We start from the raw sequence: 19502 nt of genomic DNA, 5'->3' as shown, positions 1-19502 counted from the left end.
AGGCTGTATGGAAGGACTAATAACTGCCAACTGACTACTGTTCTGAAAGAACGCTCAAGACCACGGCTTCGCCGTCTTTTAACGACTTACTACTGCGGGCAACAAACCGCTCTCCTGGCTGCAAACCGGAGATAATTTCTACTTGATTATTCGCCTGATCGCCTAGTTGCACCTGGCGAGCTTGTACTGTAGCTTTAGTACCTTCACCAGTGACCACAAATACCGTTGCCTCAGTAGTTTGAGAGCTTTCTTCCTGATTTCTTGCTCTGTTGTTTCCTGGCTTCCCTGCGACCTGTAGTGCTGTGCGGGGGATAACCACTTGTGAAGCTGTATCTGAGGCAAAGTTAACCCTTGCCAGAAGTCCACTACCGATCCGACCACCATTATTAGGGATAGTCACTTCTATCGGCACCTGACGTGCTGCTGAGTCGGCTGCTGGAGAAATGCGACTAACTTCCCCCGAAAAAGATTCACCAGCAAAGGCATCTAAGCTGACTGTAACCGACTGACCAACCCGAATATTTGCTAGTTCCAACTCAGAAACTGGGACAACTACCTTGACTCGGCTAAAATCGCCCAATCTGAGAACTTCACTCCCAGCAGTTATCAGGTTACCTGGTTCGGTTACTCTTTCGAGGACAACACCCGTAATCGGAGAAGCCAGTAAAGCGTAGGACTGACGTTCTTGGTTTTGAGCGACCACAGCTTGTTGTGCTGTGACCCGTTCTCTAGCAGCAGCGACTGCTTGCTGTTCTGTGGCAATTTGTTCAGTTACAGCGAGTAGATTTTGTTGAGCCGTGGCGGCAGCAGTTTGACCTAATTCTGCCTGTTGTTTAGCAATAGCTCCCTTGATGGCTAAACTTTGCTGGCGTGCAGCATCAACTTTAGCTTGTTCAAGTTCCAGCCGCGCTTGTTCGGCTTGGGCGCGAGCATTGCTGACCTGAGTTTGGGCACGGCTGACCTCTGACTGAAGTGCTGCTAACTCGGCCTTGGCTTCGCTGACAGCAGTCAGCAACAGGTTATCATCCAAACGCGCCAGGATTTGTCCCCGCTTCACAGAATCACCAGTATCTACCCCCAGACTGAGCAATCGCCCCTCCGTTCGAGAACGCAAGGAAACTTCTCTAACTGGTCTGGTAGTGCCAGTGTAGTCTAAGGGTTCTTGCAGGACTCCGGTTTTCGCGATCGCTACATCTACCGATGGACTACTGCTTGCTTCGCCTCTTGGAGGTTGTGATTGGGCTCCGGCTTCAGTTTTGGGCAGTAGACCACACCCAGCTACATAAGGGCCAGTAACAAGTACACAGAGCAGTAATAACAGAGAAATTTTCGGCTGAGGCTTTCCCAGCTTCCCTTTTCCTGCTTGCAGAGGGTTGTCTTGCCAAACTTTAGTAAGCATTAATTGACCAGGATAATTTCAGGAAAACTTTTTCAGCATTCTTTTTCAATAATTACGTAAATTTTAATAAACTGATGTGAAGCGCTTCCCCAGTAATTCCTATCTCGGAAATAGCTAAAGGGAAATGCTGTTAACTCAGAACACTCCCTGGCGGCTTTCAGTTACTCTAAAAAAGAATCAACAGTGTAGCTGGTAATTTTAGCAAAGCCCTTTCTTCTCTTGAGACTGCTCAGTGCTAACATCAACCTGTGTAGCCGTTGCTGGCCTAAGTACACAAAACCGTTCTGATTGAGGAAACCTGCCTTGGATTCGGGGAATCAGCAGAGGATTTTAGGCTATTTCATCGAAGAAGCTAAAGAACACCTCGATACTATCCAAAAAGGGCTCTTAAGTTTGCCCTCGGTTGTCAAAGAGCCGGATACGCTCAATGAAATGTTTCGCGCTGCCCATTCTATCAAGGGAGGAGCAGCGATGCTGGGCTTCAGCAGTATTCAAAAGATAGCTCACAGATTAGAGGATTCTTTCAAAATGCTCACAGAGCAGGAGATTGAAGTTGATCAAAAACTGGAGAGCTTGTTTCTACAAGGGTACGATACTTTAGAAGACCTAATTCAACAACTGCAAGGACCGTTTGGTCTCCGGGAAGAAGATGCCCAGCAAAGGGTCCAAGCAGCAGAGCCTTGTTTTGCCCAATTGCAGAGTTACCTCAAGCGTTTAGTTAGTGGTGGTAGAGCCCCAGTCGCGCCGCCAGCTACTACTCCCTCGGCTAATCCAGCGAAAGCCCAACTCAAGCTTGCCCCAAACTTTGCACCTCAGGTAGTTGACATTCTTAGACAAATGTTGCAGCTATTTAAACAACAAGATACACCTAAGAGTCGCCAAAAACTTCAACATCTTTGTAAACGTCTAGCTCAATTGGGAGCAGGAATTCAAAGTTGGAAGCTCTTAGTACAAGCTTCCTACAAAGCGATCGCTAATACAAATAATTCTTACCCAACTATCGCACCTGTGGTGATTAAAGAACTCAAGCAAGGCAGCGACTTATTGCAAAAGGGTCAAAACAATGCATTATCCCTGCAAAAAGCGGCTGCGTCCCTGACTTTGAGTCCAGAGTTGCGGAAACTGGCAACTGTCGCGCCAGCTAGTGCTACTAAAGCTACCAGTATCCCTGTTCAACAAATAACTATCCCTTTGGAACCAAAGGCTACAGCCAAGCTACTCATCCAAGCCTTTGATAAGCAGCAATTGTCACAGCTAGTCAAGTTACTCGCCAAAGCTATTCGCACCTCATCCTAGTTCAGCTCAAGCAGAATTTTTTGTCAGCTTTCTCTTAGGAGAGGATAGTTACGCCTGCACTAGTTAGAGAGTTAAGAAGTCAGGAGGCACTCACACTTAAAAAATCGTGGTATTTAAACAAAAAAGCTTTGTGTCTCCTGCTACGCATCTCTACAGAAATTCCTTACTCTCGATTACAGTAACAAGAAAACCTCACTGACCAAGAAAACGCCCTGCCATCTTTAAAGTGTCAGCAATATCAACATCACCATCACCATCAGCATCTAAAAAAGTATTCAGGACAGAATTAGAGCCTTGTGTATTCTGATTGCTATTACCGGTTTGAAGTAAATTTAGCACCAGGGGAACCACAGTTGGCAACAGAGATTGAATCGTACCAGCACCCAACCCAGTTCGTTGTTCAGCTTCCTGTAAAAGTTGCTGTAATTGAGGCGCACCCAAAAGCAAATTAACAGCTTGATTGCTGGGATTGGTGCCGCTGTATTGATTAACGAAGGCTTGAGTCTCCTCAGGGCCATCAGTTGCTTGTTTGGCTTGCAACGCTGGACGAACATACTTGCCGACAATCGACATCAGAGATTCAATCGAGGAAGCGTTGGCGTTAGTATTATTGCTTAACTGCTGCACAGTATTAAGAATATTCGCCAACTGACCAGAACTAGCTTGTTGATTTGGGTTGTCGATCGCACCGAGAATTTGGTTAAACAGGTTCATGATTCTTTACCAAGTTTTGGCTAACTACAGGGCCTAACTGATCTTACTTGTAGCGTGGTACTCGTTGATACAGTCCCTGTAGGTTAATCTTTAGCCATTGCCAACCAGGAGCATCACGCAGGGAATTTACAGTAATGTCTCATCTCTCAGATTATCCTTACTTCTAGTCGACAGCAGAAAATGGTAAAGATGATACTTTCAAAGCTAGAACTAAAGAGTGAGGAGTCAACTAAATTGCGAATTCTACCTTCAGTAATTTAGCACCCAATATTCGCCCTTTCTTTGAGTAATTTTTTCCATGCCCCTTTCACGCCTGTTGACGCTAATTATTGGTCTCAGCATCATTCTAGGGCTGGTGCTTTGGCTGGTTAATTCCCTATACTTGCTGTATCTCCAAATCTCATTTACAGCGCCTCTATTGGCAAATTTGCTGTTACTGCTGCTGATTGTCCTAATCGGGGCGTTAATCTTCGCTTTCGTCTACTACCTCGGCTTATTCAGGCGCTCTCCCAGCACCGCCTCTGGGCGTCGCAGGGAACCAAAAGTTCCGGAAGAAAAGACTGAAGCAGCCTCCGAAAGCCTCAAAGCAATACGCCAGCAAGTTAAGCAAATTCAGGATGAGGTGGCACAGCAAGCTTTACTCAACCGTTCACGGGAGATTGAAGCTAATCTCTCCCGTGGAGAGTTAATGGTGGTGGTATTTGGTACAGGTTCAGCGGGTAAAACATCCCTGGTGAACGCCTTGATTGGGCGCATGATTGGTCAAGTTGGTGCTCCGATGGGTACAACGGAGGTAGGGGAGACTTATCGTCTCAAGTTTAAGGGCATCAATCGCCAGATTCTGATTACAGACACACCGGGGATTTTGGAAGCAGGCGTAGTTGGCACCCAACGGGAGCAACTAGCACGGCAGTTGGCAACAGAAGCCGATTTATTATTGTTTGTGGTAGATAATGACTTGCGGCAGTCGGAATATGAGCCACTGCTGCGGTTGGCCGAAATTGGCAAGCGATCGCTCCTTGTTCTCAATAAAACCGATCTCTATGCCGACAATGACAAGGAAACAATTCTGGCGCGGTTGCGGCAGCGAACACGGCGATTTATTGCCGCTGTGGATGTGGTAGCGATCGCAGCTAATCCCCAGTCTGTGATGCTAGAAAAGGGAGAACTCTTGCAACCTGAGCCAGAGATTATGCCTTTAATTCGCCGCCTTGCGGCTGTTCTGCGAGCAGAGGGAGAGGACTTAGTAGCAGATAATATTTTACTGCAATCCCAGCGCTTAGGAGAGGAAGCCCGAAGCCTGATCGATAGCCAGCGTCGGCGGCAAGCAGAGAAGGTAGTCGAGCGTTTCCAGTGGATTGGAGCCGGGGTAATTGCGGTGACTCCCTTACCAGTAGTTGATTTGCTGGCAACTGCTGCTGTTAATGCCCAAATGGTAGTGGAAATTGGCAGAATTTATGGTTGTGAACTGAATCTGGAGCGAGGTAGAGAACTTGCTCTCTCTTTGGGAAAAACATTGGCAAGTTTGGGAATTGTTAAGGGAGCAGTGCAACTTATGGCCACGGCACTCCAGCTCAATGTTGCTACCTATGTGGCAGGAAAGGCAATTCAGGGGGCTACGGCTGCTTATTTAACCAGAATTGCTGGTAGAAGCTTTATTGAATACTTTCGTCATGACCAAGATTGGGGCGACGGTGGTATTACTGAGGTAGTGCAAAGGCAATTCCAACTCAGTCGTCGAGATGAGTTTATCAAGGATTTCATCCAGCAAGCGATCGCGCGAGTAGTTCAGCCGCTGACAGCCAACTCAGAAGTAGAAAAGGAGCGGGAATGGTAAAGTGATTTTTACTATATTTAGCTATTTAAGTAATATACTCAGACTACTTCTAAGTTAGTCTTAAAAATCCTTTAGATAAATCTAACCAAAGATTCATAGCAATGTTGTGAAAAAATTTAAATCCTTAGTTTTGGCTATTTTATTGGTAAGTTGTGGTGCACCCCTAGCCTACTCTTTCGAGAAACAGTATAAGAGTTTTAAGATTGATGATATTAATGTTCGAGTGTTTGACCGTTCTACCAATCAAGTGTTTCCTCTCTCAGAGCTACCTAATCACTACGGGTTGGATATGGATTTACTAGTGAGTGTTAAGGTTATTGGCGTTCCCAGTCAGTCTTTCGCCCAACTGCTGCCCAGGCAAAAAGTAACCTTATCTATTGATGCTCCAGGTTATACGACAGCAGCTACAGGAGATGTTCCGCCGTGGCAAGAAAATCACACAAGATCGGTCTTTATTTCTTCAAAAGCGACAACTAGTTACTTACCATTTATTGCGGAATACCAATGTTATCCCCATGTAATTTTTACGGCGAGTACAGCAGAATCTACAAAATCTGAAACTCTAGCGCTGCCTTGCGCGGAGTAGTTTCCAATTTGGAGAGTACCGTAAATTTGAGTAAAAACATCAAGAAAGACTCTACAAAAAAGAGTAAAGTATGACTATTAAAGTAGGTCAAGAGTTCACAGAAAACAGCAAAGGGTACCGCTGGCAAATCAGTAAACCTTGGTTAGATGAAAAATCCCAAAAACAAATAGGATGGGAATGTGTTGCCGTTGAGAGAAAGATTCGTCAATCCGAAAAATCCAAATGGTTTAATGAAGAACTGGTCAATTTTAATTTAAGTTAAGAGACTGCCTGCACTTACAAGTCATTGATGTCTCTTTGAAGCCAACAAGCTAATTACTAAAACTCAGTTAATTGAAGGCAAATATCCGCGAAGATCAGTAACCGCACTATTGAGTAAGCAGCCATAGATTTTGTGATCTACGTTAAAAATTGTAAAATCCTGCAAACTATTGCTGTTCGCCGTTGCCCAATCTCTAAATAACTTCTATTTTGTCGGACTACTGGTATCAACCTGCACTTTTATTTAACGCTCTCTAGGGACGGTAAATTGATCGCAATCTCTTCCTGATTTTGCAGAAGAGAGGCGTATTACTAAAGGTAATAACGAGCCTTAAAAGCGTAGGTGTGAAGTGAGTCAGCAATTAACTAAAATCCCACCCAAGCAATTAGCAGTATCTTTGATTATAGTGGTAGTGTTAGGGCTAAGTGTTGCTAGGGTTTATACCACTTGGAAGAAGAGAGACGGTTGGTGTGCTAGATATTACCCAAATGGCTCTCAGAAAATTTTTTATGGGGCTGATTGCCAGAAGTTTAAGCCAAATTAAAGCTTCATTTTGAAGTTCAGTAACCTATCCAGTCGTCAGGTTACTGAACTTCCCTCCAGGCTGGGAGTAATGCTCAAGCAGTATTACCCAAGAGACTCTTCTACGCGCAGTTCAATGTTCTCTTTGCTCTGATTTATGAGCCAAGCCTGCTAGAGTCATTTTAAGTTAAGACTTGCCTTAAGCTTTTAGCTTGCTCGTCATCCAATCAGCTTCCAGAGTGCGTCGCTTTCTTGGCATCTGTTAAACCCTAATGCTAGCCTATATTAGGTTAAGTATATGGAAGAGTAAGTATAGGTCAAAGAGTCTATGCTTTTACCCGTGACGCTTGAGGTCAATTAATTTATTTGATTAATCACTTTTGACATTTAACAGCTAAATTTTAGATAACTGTCCAAATCTTGTTCATACATTTTCATACATTATTATGGCTTATTAATTAAGTTTAAGTTTACCTAAGTTAATTGCTTCGTCAGGCTTAGTAATAGGCAGTTTAGGTTTAATGGCTGCTGCTCTACCCCTACAAGTTCAAGCAACAACGAAGAAAATAGAAAGTACGAGACCAATAGTAAGAGAAAAAAAGTACTTATTAATAGCTCAACAAACTTGGGAATTAGAATCATATACTGCTAATCTTCAATAGTTTTGTCGCTCAGGAAATTTGGTCAAATGTGACTTACTAATAGTAACCACACAGGATTACAATAGATTCCAGATACACTGCAATTCGACTGGAACAAGCAGCATTATTGCCCATATCCACCCGCTCCATCCGCCGAGTAAAACCAGCAGCATCTAGAGGAACTTCTGGGTGTACTAACCGCCAGTAGTAGAAGAAGGCAACATCAAAACAAGTGAAACTAGCCTTGACTCTACTCAAATCCCTTCGTAGCCGTTTAAGAACTCCCTCAATTACTAGAGAACCACATCCTTGCAGCTCTTTTGCTGACAAAAGAGCTCATAAATATTCTGGCTGTAAAGATTTATAGAACCACTGACACAACTCAGTTTTGCCAATGCCTGGAGTTCCATAAAAGATGAGAATATTTTGAGCTTGGTTGCCTAGAGTAGCAAGAGAAGATTCTAGCTCTTGGCGATATTGCTGATAGAACAAAGTTGGCGAGCGTATAGCAAGTCTGGCTTTTGTCTGACTTTTCCAGTATCACTTCCATTACTATTAATCGTCGATAATCTCTCCCCACTTATTACTTATTACTTATTACTTATTACTTATTACTTATTACTTATTACCAACACGCAACTTCTCAAACAGCAACTCCACCTTACCCAAATCCTTATCTCCAGGAGCTCGCTCTACACCACTAGATAAATCAATCCCACTCGGTTGTAACTCTTTGAGAGCATCTAAGACATTATCCGGTGTCAAGCCGCCAGCAAGCAACCAAGGGCAACCAGGACGAAACTGTTGCAGAGTAACCCAATCTAGAGTTTTGCCAGTTCCGCCCAACATTTGGGGGTGATAAGCATCCAGCAGCAGTGTATCGACACAACTAGCATAAGTTCCAGCCTCCGCTAAAGTCTCTAGAGTCTTCACCTTCAAAGCCTTGATTACTTCTATTTCTGGTAGGATCTGACGTAGATGCTGGCAAAATTCCGGGGACTCGTTTCCATGTAGTTGTACTGCTGTCAAATCAGCCTCGCTTACAACCTGACGTATTTCCTCAACAGCAGCATCAGCAAAGACGCCAACTCGGTCAACTGCTGCCAGTAGCTGTTCTACCACCGCCCGAATTTGCCCAGCAGTAACATAGCGGGGGGATTTTCTCACACAGATAAATCCTAAAGCTGTTGCTCCTAGTTGCGCGATCGCTTGACCTTGTTCTGGTTTAGTAATACCGCAAATTTTGACCCGCATCATCGCAGTTCTCAGCTTTCGTTAGTTTTTAAGTTTCGTCTCAAGATTCTCTCTCAGATTGTTAACTATTAAAACAATTTGCAAATTTTATACCGATAAATTTTTATTATTTTCTTGTCTTTGACGGTAGTTTATTAACAAAGTAGAGAATATCTTGATTAACTCAATTTTATTCGCCGCTGTACAATCGACTGTTCCAGCAACACCTAGTTGGAACCCCACGATCGGGTTGGTGATGATTTTGTGTAACCTGGTTGCGATCGCCATTGGTTACTACGCCATTCAAAATCCTGGTGTCGGACCAGATTTACCTGGCTCTAAACCTGCCATTTTCAATCGCTTTGGCATCCCAGAACTATTGGCTACAGCTAGCTTAGGCCACATTATTGGCGCGGGAGTCATTTTGGGGTTGACCAACGCTGGTACGCTGTAGAACCTAGCCTTTAGACAAAGATCCAACGTCTTGACAAGACGCCCAGGAACAAAGACATCCAACTGTTCAGACTGGGTGTCTTTAGTTTCAGCAGGAACCATCATCTATGCTGGTATGTAGAGGCATTCAAGGTCGGAGAGCAGGAAAATTTAATGAAGGCAGGTTGGAGAGTTGGCTCTTTACTAGGAATCCCACTGTTTTTAGACCCATCTTGGTTTTTTATCCTCGCATTTGTAACCATGCTCAATGCGTTGGATTTTTATCCCAGCTTCGGGTTAGTTTTAGGCTGGTTAGCTGGGTTAGCAATGGCACTACTGTTGTTTGGCTCAGTCCTCTTGCACGAACTAGGTCATAGTTTAACGGCACAAGCGCAGGGCATCAAAGTTAATTCGATTACTCTGTTTCTTTTTGGTGGAGTTGCTTCCATTGAGCGAGAATCAAAAACTCCTGGTGAGGCTTTTAAAGTAGCGATCGCTGGTCCAGCAGTAAGTTTACTACTATTTGGGCTGTTTTCCCTACTCTCTCTAGCCATGCCTGAGCTTGGTGTGGGACATACCTTAACCTCCAGCCTTGCCAGCATCAACTTGGCACTAGCGGTTTTTAACTTAATTCCAGGTCTCCCCCTTGATGGGGGACAAGTTTTAAAAGCATTAGTGTGGAAGCTAACAGGCAACCGATTTCAGGCTGTGCGGTGGGCGGCAAAAACTGGCATGTTTTTGGGTACATTTGCCCTGATTGTGGGTTTGGGATTGGCTTTCTTGGCAGGTGAGTTTGCCTTGATTTGGTTTGCCTTAATCGGCGGATTTATTCTACGTAATGCCAGTGCCTACTATCAACTGACGATTCTGCAAGAAATCTTACTTAAGCTGATGGCAGTAGAGGTCATGACCCGTGATTTTCGTGTCGTGGATCCTCGAATGACACTACGCTCTTTTGCTGACGAGTATATCTTGGCAGACCTTCAGACACCTCTGCCCTACTATGCGGCAGCCGAGGGACGCTACCGTGGTCTAGTTACTGTTGAAGATTTACATTCTATAGAGCGTAGCCGTTGGGAAAGTGAGACGGTGGAGAATATTGTCCGCCCCATATCTGAAATCTCCACAGTTCGGGGAAAGACGCCTCTAGTCGAGGTGATTAACTCCCTTGAAGAACATCAACTCAGTTATCTGACAGTGCTCTCTTTAGCTGGAACTGTTGCCGGTGTTATTGACCGAGGCGACATTGTTCGCGCTGTTGCCAGGAAGTTAAAGTTACAGATTTCCACCGCTGAAATTGAGCGAATTAAAGCTGAAGGTACATATCCTCAAGGGCTACAGCTACAGACAATTGCCAAAGCCACAACTGAGTAATTTAAGATATTAGTCTGATTATTAAAAGAGGTCGATTTTTCTATAAATTGCTCAAGGCTTCGCGATTAAAACAGAGTAAAGTTTCAATTAAATTTTTTTTAAGTAAAAAAAACAGCTATCACACTTTACAACGACGATTAAAGTGGGAAAATAAGTTGTGATTATTTTTCCAAATAACAGCGATACCAGAAAAAATATCAGTAAACCCTGACTTTGTGACTTGGTTAAGTATTGTCTTGAATTCATCTCTGGGATTAGTATCAGAAGCAGTTCTAGCTTGGCAAGGCACAGCCTGGTAGCATTGATAGAGCTTACCTAGCTAGGTTATGATATCCAAGGTTTATTCCTAGAAAAGCTAAGGGAATTACGACTTAGCTTCTCAGTTCCACCCTTTAGATAGAAGCAATAATTAAGCACCACCAATATTCTTGAGCATAATCAGAGCCTATCACTATCCAGGTTTTCCAAGATACCTCATATTCTTTCTAGAATGCTCATATTAGTAGCAGGTACGGTTGAGGTTTCTGTAACCCAACTGTTTAGACGGAGAACGGATTGCTCTAGCGATAAGCTCTTCTTAGTGAACAGTCGATTCCTCAATTCCTGATCCCAAGTGACAATTAAACGACTACAGGAGATACGAATTAATCTGCTGTGGTCGGTATCAAGTATTAAATCAACAAATTTGGCAACAATGATGATGAAATTAAGAGAAAAAGCTGAAAATACTTTCTTATCTGGCCTAGAAAAATTGAGACTAGCCTGGTGGATAAAAATTATTACCAAAAACCCCTATTGTATTTATTACTTCGGGCCTTTTGGCAGTACCGAACACGCTAAGGCTTATCAAGATGGCTACCTTGAAGACTTGCAGGAGGAAGGTGCACAAATAATTGCTCTAGAAATTAAGCAAGGGCAACCACGTCATCTGACAATTGTTGAAGATGAGCTGCCAGATATATTTGAGAGTAACCGCTCAAAATCAGTCTTCAGTAATTTTGTCACTCCCTCAAGTCGCTAATAGCTTGAACTAAAGGCGATCCCCGTTGGATTGATTTTCTAGCTAACTGGCGAACCAACGGCTAAAGTTGGTTGCGCCAGAATTTCCTGCCATTCTTGCTCTGATAGAGGCTGCTTCACTAACTCAATGCCAAAACACTCAACAGCAGCGTCAGTGAGAGCCTCCATAACTGTTTGAATCAAGGCACTTTCCCGCTGAGTAAACAGTAGATTGGATAACGATGGCACTTCCCCAAAAACTTGATTAAATAGCTGGGGATCTGGCTCCAATTTAATCGAACCGTGCTGCAAAATTGCCCTGCCACGTCGTAACTGGGCGCTACCAATTAGTTTACCGCCGTCAGCAGATAGTAAATCTGCGCCAGTTGCAGTGCCAAAACAACTAGGGTTATGAATATAACCTCGTCCTGCGGAACCATAGTGCAGTTCTATACCCAGGGATCGCCAACCCTCAATTAAAAACTCGCAGATTTTTTGATAAACCTCTAGGCGCTTACCCACGAGCCCAGACATAACTACTGTGTAGGTCAAATCTCCCTGGTGTAGTACCGCTCGTCCCCCAGTAGGACGCCGTACGAGTTGTACCGGAATTCCTTGCCAAGTCAAATGCTGCCAGTGTTTGGGCCACTGACGTTGATGATATCCCAGGGAGATAGTTGGTGATGCCCAAGTATAAAATCGCAAAACAGGGGGATGCTTTCCCGCTTGGTGTTGCTCTAGTAGCCATTTATCAATAGCCATTTGGTGCTCTCCCGACACCTCCAGCAACGGGATCAAACGCCAGGAAGATTTCACTTTGTGGATTGGGTCTTTGTGGTTCATCCCCATTGCCCTGATCACAAATTGGCTCAAGGCTAATAGTTTTTAAGTTTTAAGCAGCACCAAACTCCGATTGTAAGGCTTCGTCATTGTCATCAGCGATGGTGGCAACAATCGTAATGGCGCGAGCTATTTCTCCGGAGGAGAGTTCTGCTACAGTTCGTGAAGATAGCACTACGATTTGATTATCAATGATCGCAAAATGAGACTCGTAGGTTTCGAGCCAGTTCATCTCCAGAAGCTTACGCATCAATTGTGCCTCGTTCTGACAAGGTAGCCGCATCACCGAAGACCAAACGGTAAAAGTGTCATCATCGGTAGAACCAGTAAGCTCCACAAACACTTCCACGCTGCCGTATTTAAACTTCCACAGGTAGCCTTCTTGGTTGTGGCTCACCATGGCAGTCTCGTCTTCTTCCAGACTGGAGATCACTGTCTCAATCTTCTCCACATAGTTAACGGTAGTAATATCTTCAATTAACTCAGTGGAGACTATCTCTTCCGTTGACAAGGTTTCGATAGGAACTGTTTCAGAATTAGGCTGTTGGGTCGTCATAGAATTTTTTTTAATCGTCTTGGGGTTTACTTTAGACCCAGTATCGCCTCTGGCTGTCCTACTTGGCATCTTTAGTTAAATTCTGTGCAACCTGCAAGCTAACCCAGAGATTTTTCTGATTTTATTTTACCGTTTGCTATGGTGCTGCCGTAAGGTGTTAGTCAGTGTTTGAATTTATCCAACAATCCCATGCCCAACAGGGATAAGATTGTTGGATCAATGTAGCTAAAGGGATACCTCCTGTAGCTTATTCGCCCTGTTGAGGCTTATAGGCAATCCAGTACTTGCTCATAAAATGGTTTTCTGTAGCAATATTTTGGAAGCCTACTTTCTGCAAACGCTCTACTAAATCATCAGTGATGTAGTGTTTGTAGTATGGCTCGTGAAACAGGGTCGGAAAGTTTTCCATCATGGGTGTTAATTCAGGAAAGTCAATTGCCTGAATCGAGTCGCAAATGACGAATACTCCCCCTGGTTGAATGACTCGGAAGCACTGCTCAATTACCCGTTGACGGGCCTGTGGTGGTAATTCGTGAAACAGAAAAACACAAGTTACACCATGGAAATGGTGATCTCGATAAGGTAATTCCTCGGCATTTGCCTGTACTAACTGAGGTAATTCACCGGGAATCTCAGACAATAGCTGATTTGCCTTACGTAAGTAAGCGGGGGACAAATCTGTGCCGTACAAAGAAGCCTGAGGTAAAGTTGCCCGAATAAATTTCAGAGTACGAGCTGTGCCACAAGCTACATCTAAAACCCGGATTTGTTGGGGAGCTTTTCCTGGAAAGGATGCTGTGATGCCTTGCTTTAGGGGAGCCAAAACTCGCCTTCGCATGGGATCAGCTGCACCATTAAACAAGATTTCTACCTGCAAGTCATACAGATTGGCTGACATGTCACTCAAGTAGCCATCCGTCTGATGATGAAAATTTTGTAAGAAATAGCTGGGGTAGCCTTCTGTGGCAATCGATGCGTCGAACTCTTGATATCTCTTGCGGTTAGCTCTCTCCCAGGTTTTTGGCATATCCAGCCACACTAGAGGATAGTAGAGTAAGAAGTCTTCCCAGGAGTTGTCGAATAGCAGGCTCTCCGGATAAACACCCCGCTCAGCATCCTGCCAATCCGCTTCGATAACCTCATTGAGCATTTGTCGAAACTTGAGTAACAGCTCTGGAGAAAGCGGTTGAGTTTTGAGTTCACTCAGAGGAGGATTAATCAGATTCCGCAGTTGAGTACCAAGATTCTTATGGGCAAGACCAAATATGCTTTTGCCCTGTTGAAAAGCCTGATAAGTCAGCTTGGTTAAAGTGTCAGACATAGAAGTTGTTTGGCTGGCTGCAAGTCCATTATTTAGCGTTAAGAGTTGTGAACAATTCTAACGAATAAATAAGAGACCCTGACCAACCAAAAGATAGATTCGGTTAGTAACGTTGTTGGGAAGACTGACAAAAAAAAGCCACCTCTGGGGGTGGCTGGTACAGATGTCGAGCTGCTATTCCCTAGAAGCAGCTAATAACGAAGACTAGCAATCGTAGTAGAGAGCAAACTCATAAGGATGAGGGCGCAAGCGCATTGGGTTGACTTCATTGTCAAGTTTGTACTCAATCCAGTTTTCAATGAAGTCTTCTGTAAAGACGCCTGAGTTAGTTAAGAAGGAATGATCCTTCTCTAAGCTTTCCAGAGCGGCTTCTAAAGAACCTGGGGTTGAAGGAATTTTACTCAATTCTGCTGGAGAAAGATCATAGATATCTACGTCCAGAGATTCACCAGGGTCAATCTCATTTTTAATGCCATCAATCCCAGCGCAAAGCATGGCAGCAAAGGCAAGATAAGGGTTACAAGTAGCATCAGGACAACGGAATTCTAACCGTTTTGCCTTAGGATTGGTTCCCGACAGAGGAATACGGATCGAAGCTGAGCGGTTACCTTGAGAGTAAGCAAGGTTCACGGGAGCTTCAAAACCGGGTACTAAGCGCTTGTAAGAGTTAGTGGTGGGGTTAGTTAAGGCTAGTAGTGCTGGAGCATGTCTGAGGATACCACCAATATAATTGAGTGCCATCTTGCTCAGATTAGCGTAACCGTCACCCCAAAACAGGGGTTGTCCGTCCTTCCAAATAGACTGGTGACAGTGCATTCCAGAGCCATTGTCGTTAAACACTGGCTTAGGCATGAAAGTAACGGTTTTGCCGTATTTCTTGGCAACGTTTTTGATGACATATTTATAGGTCATCAACCAGTCAGCCGCCTCAATTAGTCGTCCAAAGCGGAAACCCAACTCGTTTTGTCCACCTGTAGCAACCTCGTGGTGATGCTTTTCAATCGGCACACCACACTCTGCCATGGTCAGCAGCATTTCGGTACGCATGTCTTGCACCGTATCTGTTGGCGGAACAGGGAAATAACCTTCTTTGTAACGGGGTTTGTAACCCAGGTTACCACCAGTTTCTTGCCGACCAGTATTCCAGCGACCTTCAACGCTATCTACGTAGTAGTAGCACTGGCTCTCAGTTTGGTCAAAGCGAACATCATCAAAGATGAAGAACTCGGCTTCTGGACCAAAGAAGGCAACATCTCCAATCCCTGTGCTACTAAGGAAGTCAACTGCCTTTTGAGCAATAGTACGGGGGTCGCGGTTGTACCATTCTCCGGTGCGCGGCTCCTTAATACTACAGATCATGCTCAGGGTTTTTTCTTTCATGAATGGGTCAATCCAAGCAGTCTTAGGATCGGGCACCATGCACATGTCAGATTCGTTAATCGCCTTCCAACCCCGGATACTGGAGCCGTCGAAGGGAACGCCTTCATCGAAAGAATTCTCGTCAATTTGATTGTGGTAGAACGAGCAGTGCTGCCAGATTCCCGGCGTATCGATGAATTTGAGGTCGATGATTTTGATGTCTTGGTCTTGAATCATTTTCAAGACTTCTTGTGGGGTTTCAGGCATATAATGACTCCTTTGGTCAGCTTGACTATATGTAATGTGTTTAGCAAGGCAAGCGGTTTTTCACGATGTTTAGCATTTCACGATGTTTAGCATTTTTAGCTCAACCCACGGCCACCAAGTCTGCCGATTGGACTAGCACCCATGGGGTCTTAACCTCATGGTACTCAAGCTGCCTACCCACTTTGAGACGGCAACTATCTAGTCTCTTTCTTCCTTTGGCTTGGTTCTTTGAGCCTAGCTATTCCCGAAATGCCTGCCTCTTTAACCTTGTGAGTGCTTCCTCGTTTGGCATGATAGCAGTGTTTTCTATCTGGTTAGTGTCTCGAGTCGTTGCTGTAGAGGCAAAGCTTTCGCATTGCTATTTCTGGGATGGGTAATCCATTGAGATAGCAGCACGACGACCTCGCCAGTACAACCCCGTTTCTGGCTAACCATCCAATTCTGGAGTTAGTGTTTCTCAGCAGGGGTGACATTAAGGCAGAACTGGGTGTATACCCAATTAGTCCTAGCAATTATAACGGTGAGATTTTCTTCTAGCAGGATAATTTAACGATGTGATTATTAACTCAGGGGAGAATCTCTAAAAACGAGGTTAGCTTTTTCGATTCCAGCAGGTAGGCTTTTTGCCGTACAATCGTTATACACCTGGATATTTCAGCACTTTCGCCTAGACAGTGCCAAGTAAAGATAACCATAAAAAAGCACTTCGTACCGCAGGGCATGCGGAAACATTCCAGGAATACTGGATAAACGCTTCTGGACAGATGGACTTATTATGTCTTGAGCTTGATCAAGACACTGAGCTTGCTGATTGAAGGAAGAATCCTCCAGCTTAAGCTGGAGGAGTGTCAAGTCATATAAAATAAGCAGATTGTTGTTGAGAGAGCAATTATATGCGTGATGCAGTCACAAACCTAATTAGAAATTACGACGGCACAGGTCGCTACTTAGATCGCAATGCCATTGATTCACTTAAGTCTTACTTTGAAACAGGCACAGCACGCATTATGGCAGCAAAGACAATTAACGCCAATGCGGCAGCAATTGTCAAGCAGGCAGGTTCGCAGCTATTTGATGAACTGCCAGAACTAATTCGTCCGGGTGGCAATGCCTACACGACTCGTCGCTATGCCGCTTGTCTCAGAGATATGGACTATTACCTGCGCTATGCTAGCTATGCATTGGTTGCAGCTGACACCAATGTACTAGATGAGCGGGTATTGCAGGGTTTACGGGAAACCTATAACTCTTTGGGAGTACCAATTGCCCCAACAGTTCGCGGCATCCAGATGATGAAAGACATGGTTAAAGAAATGGTCGCGGAAGCTGGCGTGCAAAATACTGCTTTTATTGATCAGCCATTTGACCACATAACTCGTGAATTGAGCGAGCAGGATATTTAACTAAAAACTTTTGTAATAAGTAGAAGAACGATCGCCTCTCTAGCTAGCTAGTAAAACTTTAGGGAGCGATCGCTTTTTTGTGGGCAGTTATCTGTCAGTGTGATCAAAATAAGGATAAGTTCAGAAGACTCCAAGGCAAAATGAAAAGGGAAAATTGAAAGTTGAGCTTTACAAATCAGAATCTGGCTTATCGCCTTAATTAACCATTTTTAATTAACCATTGGCCCGCGAAGCGACAGAAAGTTTGTCAAGAATTCTTAATTGATAACAATCCTATGTTGAAAAATATTAAGACAAATTATGCTCCTGCATTTTTTCAGATGGGCACCCCTCTGGAGTGCCCCAAGATGCATTTATTGCGCTAAACTCTCTAAACTTAAAGGAACCATATCTCCGTGCAGGGTTAGTCCCAATAACATCTGTTCATGGGGTCGAATAAACTTGCCCGTCAGTACACAGCGCTCTTCTTGTTGAGCTATTGCTTCCATACTGGCTCTGATATCAGAAAGCGAAAATTCGGGTCGGTAATCGCCAGATTTTTGTTGCACATAGTTCCAGAGAACATCTCTAATCAGAGCTTGATATCCCTGGTTGCCTGATAGCTCTTTGAGCTTTTCCTTCAACTCCCGCTCCAAGCGGATGCTGGTAACTTCCATGTCAGTGGTTGCAGTCCTCGTGAGTGTACGCATCATTTTTTTCCTCTAAATAGATATGGACATGTTCGTAATACAAGTGTAGTATTTAAAAAGCAGCTTGGAAATTTATCTTCAGCAATTCATTATTCAATGAGCAGCCATCCAACCCTCTCCACCCGATACTCTGACTCCAATCGCCTCGGCGGTTGGCAATCAGCAGCAATCTCGCTGGAGTTTTTCTTTTGGGGTGGATACGTCTCAAAACAACGCCGAACTAGAGAAATTAGCAATAATTTACCGAATGGTGACGCTGGCGCAGAGCCAGTTGTCTATTTCAAACTAGATAAATGCAGCGGGAGGTGCAGCTTTTAGATAGCAGCGCCAACATAGGATAAGAAAAGCTTATAACTTTTTTGAACCCCCGCTCTTAACTAGAAAAAGCGGGGGTTTTTTGTATGAGGAGTTTAGTCGTGACGAGTGCAACTCAAGTACTAAGACAATCAGTTGTCGTGTTCTCTAAGAACTACCTGCCAATGAGCCAGGTAAATATCAAAAGAGCGATCGCTCTTTTAATCACTGGGAAAGCCGAACCTCTAGATTTGATTAACGGCAAACTCTTTGAAGTGCGATCGCCAAGTTTGGTTCTTTTAGTGCCTGAGTGGATTCGTTTAACAATTACTGGCTCAGAGAGGGTTTGGAAAGTTCCACCAGTCAATAGACGAGAAGTTCTACGACGTGATCAACGCATTTGCCAATACTGTGGCAGCACCAAAAAGTTAACACTCGACCACGTTATTCCTCGCTCAAAAGGCGGAAAACACAGTTGGGAGAATGTAGTTACAGCTTGTCAACGGTGTAACAGCCGTAAGGGTAACCGCACTCCCCAGCAGGCAGGAATGACACTACGCACCAAACTTACAGCGCCAATGCACCCGACTGTTGCCTTCGCGGAGCAGTTCTGGCTTGAGGTGCAAGTAAACCTGGAGAGGCAGGAGATATAGCTGATGCTGAAACTCACTTACACCGAAAATAGCTTTTACTTAGAGCGTCTGGCTCAACCCCTTGAGGAGTGGATCACGGCACGAGTGATTCTGGCACTGAGAGCGGGTACGCCTCTTTGCGTTGAACCTAGCACGGCATCGTTTCTGCTTCCGGCTGATGTACCACAACTGCGTCATTTAGAGCGGCACCAAGAAGGAGAAGATGCGATCGCGGTATCACTCTGCGATGCCGAGTATGTCGAAGTCAGTCTCAAAGGAACTTGGATGACATCTGACTCGGACTGTGCTGAGGGTGTCTTTGTCGCATCGTTGAGTTACACCATTGAATTCTTCCTGATCAAGCTTTGGGAAGAGACTCAAATCCAGACTCGCTGTCTTCCCTAAATAGGTAGCAGCATTAATCAAAAGTCAATTTAATCTTGGAGGGGTAACTAGGCTGTGTTGCCTCCTCTTTCCTTCGACTGTAGTAAGCTGTCACCGATTTAAATTGGGTATGAGTAGCGACCAAGATGGTCGCACTATCAGGATTTTGTCAATAATCGCAAAATGTTTAAATCACGAACAGCTTAGACACTCTTAAAATTTCCTTGCAACTATTGACACCGTTTGTAGTATTTTTGTAGTAATTAAATACTACAAGTGTAACGGAATTCAAAACTCCGGCTCAAAATCATCATGTTTTTACTACTAATTAAATTCCCCGGTCAACGTAGACGAAGGCGGGAATTAAACAACAGACCAAACCAGTCTCCTTTTGGAAAACCAGAAAGAGTGCAAGAACAAAGGTCTTCTGAACATATCAATCACACAAAAACAACTGAATCT

General features: G+C 44.3%; 21 protein-coding genes. 11 read left to right on the top strand and 10 right to left on the bottom strand.

Features of this window, described 5'->3' with window-relative positions; all coding sequences use genetic code 11:
- Nucleotides 1-34: 34 nt before the first annotated feature.
- Entirely contained in the window at nt 35-1399 is a 1365-nt protein-coding gene (locus ACT7WV_RS06505; RefSeq protein ID WP_445102126.1) for an efflux RND transporter periplasmic adaptor subunit, read from the bottom strand.
- Between the two features lie 303 nt (nt 1400-1702).
- On the opposite strand from ACT7WV_RS06505, the gene ACT7WV_RS06500 reads away from it, so the two are divergent.
- Complete coding sequence (locus ACT7WV_RS06500; protein WP_445102125.1) at nt 1703-2695, top strand: Hpt domain-containing protein; 993 nt, start codon at nt 1703-1705, stop codon at nt 2693-2695.
- A 192-nt stretch (nt 2696-2887) separates the two neighbouring features.
- On the opposite strand, the gene ACT7WV_RS06495 is transcribed toward ACT7WV_RS06500, so the two are convergent.
- Complete coding sequence (locus ACT7WV_RS06495) at nt 2888-3409, bottom strand: hypothetical protein (protein WP_445102124.1); 522 nt, start codon at nt 3407-3409, stop codon at nt 2888-2890.
- A 298-nt stretch (nt 3410-3707) separates the two neighbouring features.
- Here ACT7WV_RS06495 and ACT7WV_RS06490 point away from each other — a divergent pair, with 298 nt between their 5' ends.
- From ACT7WV_RS06490 to ACT7WV_RS06480, 3 genes are all read left to right on the top strand, one after another.
- Nucleotides 3708-5246: a YcjF family protein gene (locus ACT7WV_RS06490; RefSeq protein WP_445102123.1), complete on the top strand. Its 1539-nt coding sequence runs from the start codon at nt 3708-3710 to the stop codon at nt 5244-5246.
- A gap of 106 nt (nt 5247-5352) precedes the next feature.
- A complete protein-coding gene (locus ACT7WV_RS06485) occupies nt 5353-5832 on the top strand; it encodes a hypothetical protein (RefSeq protein WP_445102122.1) in 480 nt (159 codons plus the stop codon).
- A gap of 70 nt (nt 5833-5902) precedes the next feature.
- Nucleotides 5903-6094, top strand: a complete 192-nt coding sequence (locus tag ACT7WV_RS06480; protein WP_445102121.1) for a hypothetical protein — start codon at nt 5903-5905, stop codon at nt 6092-6094.
- Between the two features lie 1220 nt (nt 6095-7314).
- Here ACT7WV_RS06480 and ACT7WV_RS06475 read toward each other — a convergent pair.
- The 3 genes from ACT7WV_RS06475 to ACT7WV_RS06465 form a co-directional block, all read right to left on the bottom strand.
- Nucleotides 7315-7587, bottom strand: a complete 273-nt coding sequence (locus ACT7WV_RS06475) for a hypothetical protein (RefSeq protein ID WP_445102120.1) — start codon at nt 7585-7587, stop codon at nt 7315-7317.
- 6 nt (nt 7588-7593) lie between these two features.
- Nucleotides 7594-7749: a P-loop NTPase family protein gene (locus ACT7WV_RS06470; RefSeq protein ID WP_445102119.1), complete on the bottom strand. Its 156-nt coding sequence runs from the start codon at nt 7747-7749 to the stop codon at nt 7594-7596.
- Nucleotides 7750-7875: 126 nt separating this feature from the next.
- Nucleotides 7876-8511 carry a phosphoribosylanthranilate isomerase gene (locus tag ACT7WV_RS06465; RefSeq protein WP_445105586.1) on the bottom strand — a complete coding sequence of 212 codons (636 nt, stop codon included), beginning with the start codon at nt 8509-8511 and terminating at the stop codon, nt 7876-7878.
- A 154-nt stretch (nt 8512-8665) separates the two neighbouring features.
- On the opposite strand from ACT7WV_RS06465, the gene psaK reads away from it, so the two are divergent.
- The 3 genes from psaK to ACT7WV_RS06450 all read left to right on the top strand — a co-directional run bounded on the left by psaK (nt 8666) and on the right by ACT7WV_RS06450 (nt 11317).
- Complete coding sequence (gene psaK / locus ACT7WV_RS06460; protein WP_445102118.1) at nt 8666-8944, top strand: photosystem I reaction center subunit PsaK; 279 nt, start codon at nt 8666-8668, stop codon at nt 8942-8944.
- 152 nt (nt 8945-9096) lie between these two features.
- Nucleotides 9097-10296, top strand: coding sequence for a site-2 protease family protein (locus ACT7WV_RS06455; protein ID WP_445102117.1), 1200 nt, complete (start codon nt 9097-9099; stop codon nt 10294-10296).
- Between the two features lie 694 nt (nt 10297-10990).
- On the top strand, nt 10991-11317 hold the full coding sequence (locus tag ACT7WV_RS06450; protein ID WP_445102116.1) for a DUF1816 domain-containing protein: 327 nt from the start codon (nt 10991-10993) through the stop codon (nt 11315-11317).
- 38 nt (nt 11318-11355) lie between these two features.
- On the opposite strand, the gene ACT7WV_RS06445 is transcribed toward ACT7WV_RS06450, so the two are convergent.
- The 4 genes from ACT7WV_RS06445 to glnA all read right to left on the bottom strand — a co-directional run bounded on the left by ACT7WV_RS06445 (nt 11356) and on the right by glnA (nt 15638).
- Nucleotides 11356-12138, bottom strand: a complete 783-nt coding sequence (locus ACT7WV_RS06445) for a lipoate--protein ligase family protein (protein WP_463424223.1) — start codon at nt 12136-12138, stop codon at nt 11356-11358.
- Between the two features lie 49 nt (nt 12139-12187).
- Nucleotides 12188-12691, bottom strand: coding sequence for a YbjN domain-containing protein (locus ACT7WV_RS06440; protein ID WP_445102114.1), 504 nt, complete (start codon nt 12689-12691; stop codon nt 12188-12190).
- A gap of 247 nt (nt 12692-12938) precedes the next feature.
- Nucleotides 12939-14012 (bottom strand): class I SAM-dependent methyltransferase, encoded by a 1074-nt coding sequence (locus ACT7WV_RS06435; protein WP_445102113.1) that lies wholly within the window; start codon nt 14010-14012, stop codon nt 12939-12941.
- 204 nt (nt 14013-14216) lie between these two features.
- On the bottom strand, nt 14217-15638 hold the full coding sequence (gene glnA, locus ACT7WV_RS06430) for a type I glutamate--ammonia ligase (protein ID WP_445102112.1): 1422 nt from the start codon (nt 15636-15638) through the stop codon (nt 14217-14219).
- An 893-nt stretch (nt 15639-16531) separates the two neighbouring features.
- On the opposite strand from glnA, the gene apcB reads away from it, so the two are divergent.
- Nucleotides 16532-17041, top strand: a complete 510-nt coding sequence (apcB, locus tag ACT7WV_RS06425) for an allophycocyanin subunit beta (protein ID WP_445102111.1) — start codon at nt 16532-16534, stop codon at nt 17039-17041.
- A 353-nt stretch (nt 17042-17394) separates the two neighbouring features.
- Here the strand turns inward: apcB and ACT7WV_RS06420 are convergent, their stop codons facing one another.
- Nucleotides 17395-17730, bottom strand: a complete 336-nt coding sequence (locus ACT7WV_RS06420; protein ID WP_445105585.1) for a hypothetical protein — start codon at nt 17728-17730, stop codon at nt 17395-17397.
- Nucleotides 17731-17826: 96 nt separating this feature from the next.
- Here ACT7WV_RS06420 and ACT7WV_RS06415 point away from each other — a divergent pair, with 96 nt between their 5' ends.
- The 3 genes from ACT7WV_RS06415 to ACT7WV_RS06405 all read left to right on the top strand — a co-directional run bounded on the left by ACT7WV_RS06415 (nt 17827) and on the right by ACT7WV_RS06405 (nt 19061).
- Entirely contained in the window at nt 17827-18048 is a 222-nt protein-coding gene (locus tag ACT7WV_RS06415) for a hypothetical protein (protein ID WP_445102110.1), read from the top strand.
- 98 nt (nt 18049-18146) lie between these two features.
- Nucleotides 18147-18677, top strand: coding sequence for an HNH endonuclease (locus ACT7WV_RS06410; protein ID WP_445102109.1), 531 nt, complete (start codon nt 18147-18149; stop codon nt 18675-18677).
- 3 nt (nt 18678-18680) lie between these two features.
- The gene (locus ACT7WV_RS06405) at nt 18681-19061 is read left to right on the top strand and encodes an alr0857 family protein (RefSeq protein WP_445102108.1); all 381 of its coding nucleotides are present in this window, start codon (nt 18681-18683) and stop codon (nt 19059-19061) included.
- Nucleotides 19062-19502: the final 441 nt, after the last annotated feature.

It is taken from the genome of Symploca atlantica LB2515, from assembly GCF_052546295.1.
This window is presented reverse-complemented; position numbering and strand designations above follow the sequence as displayed.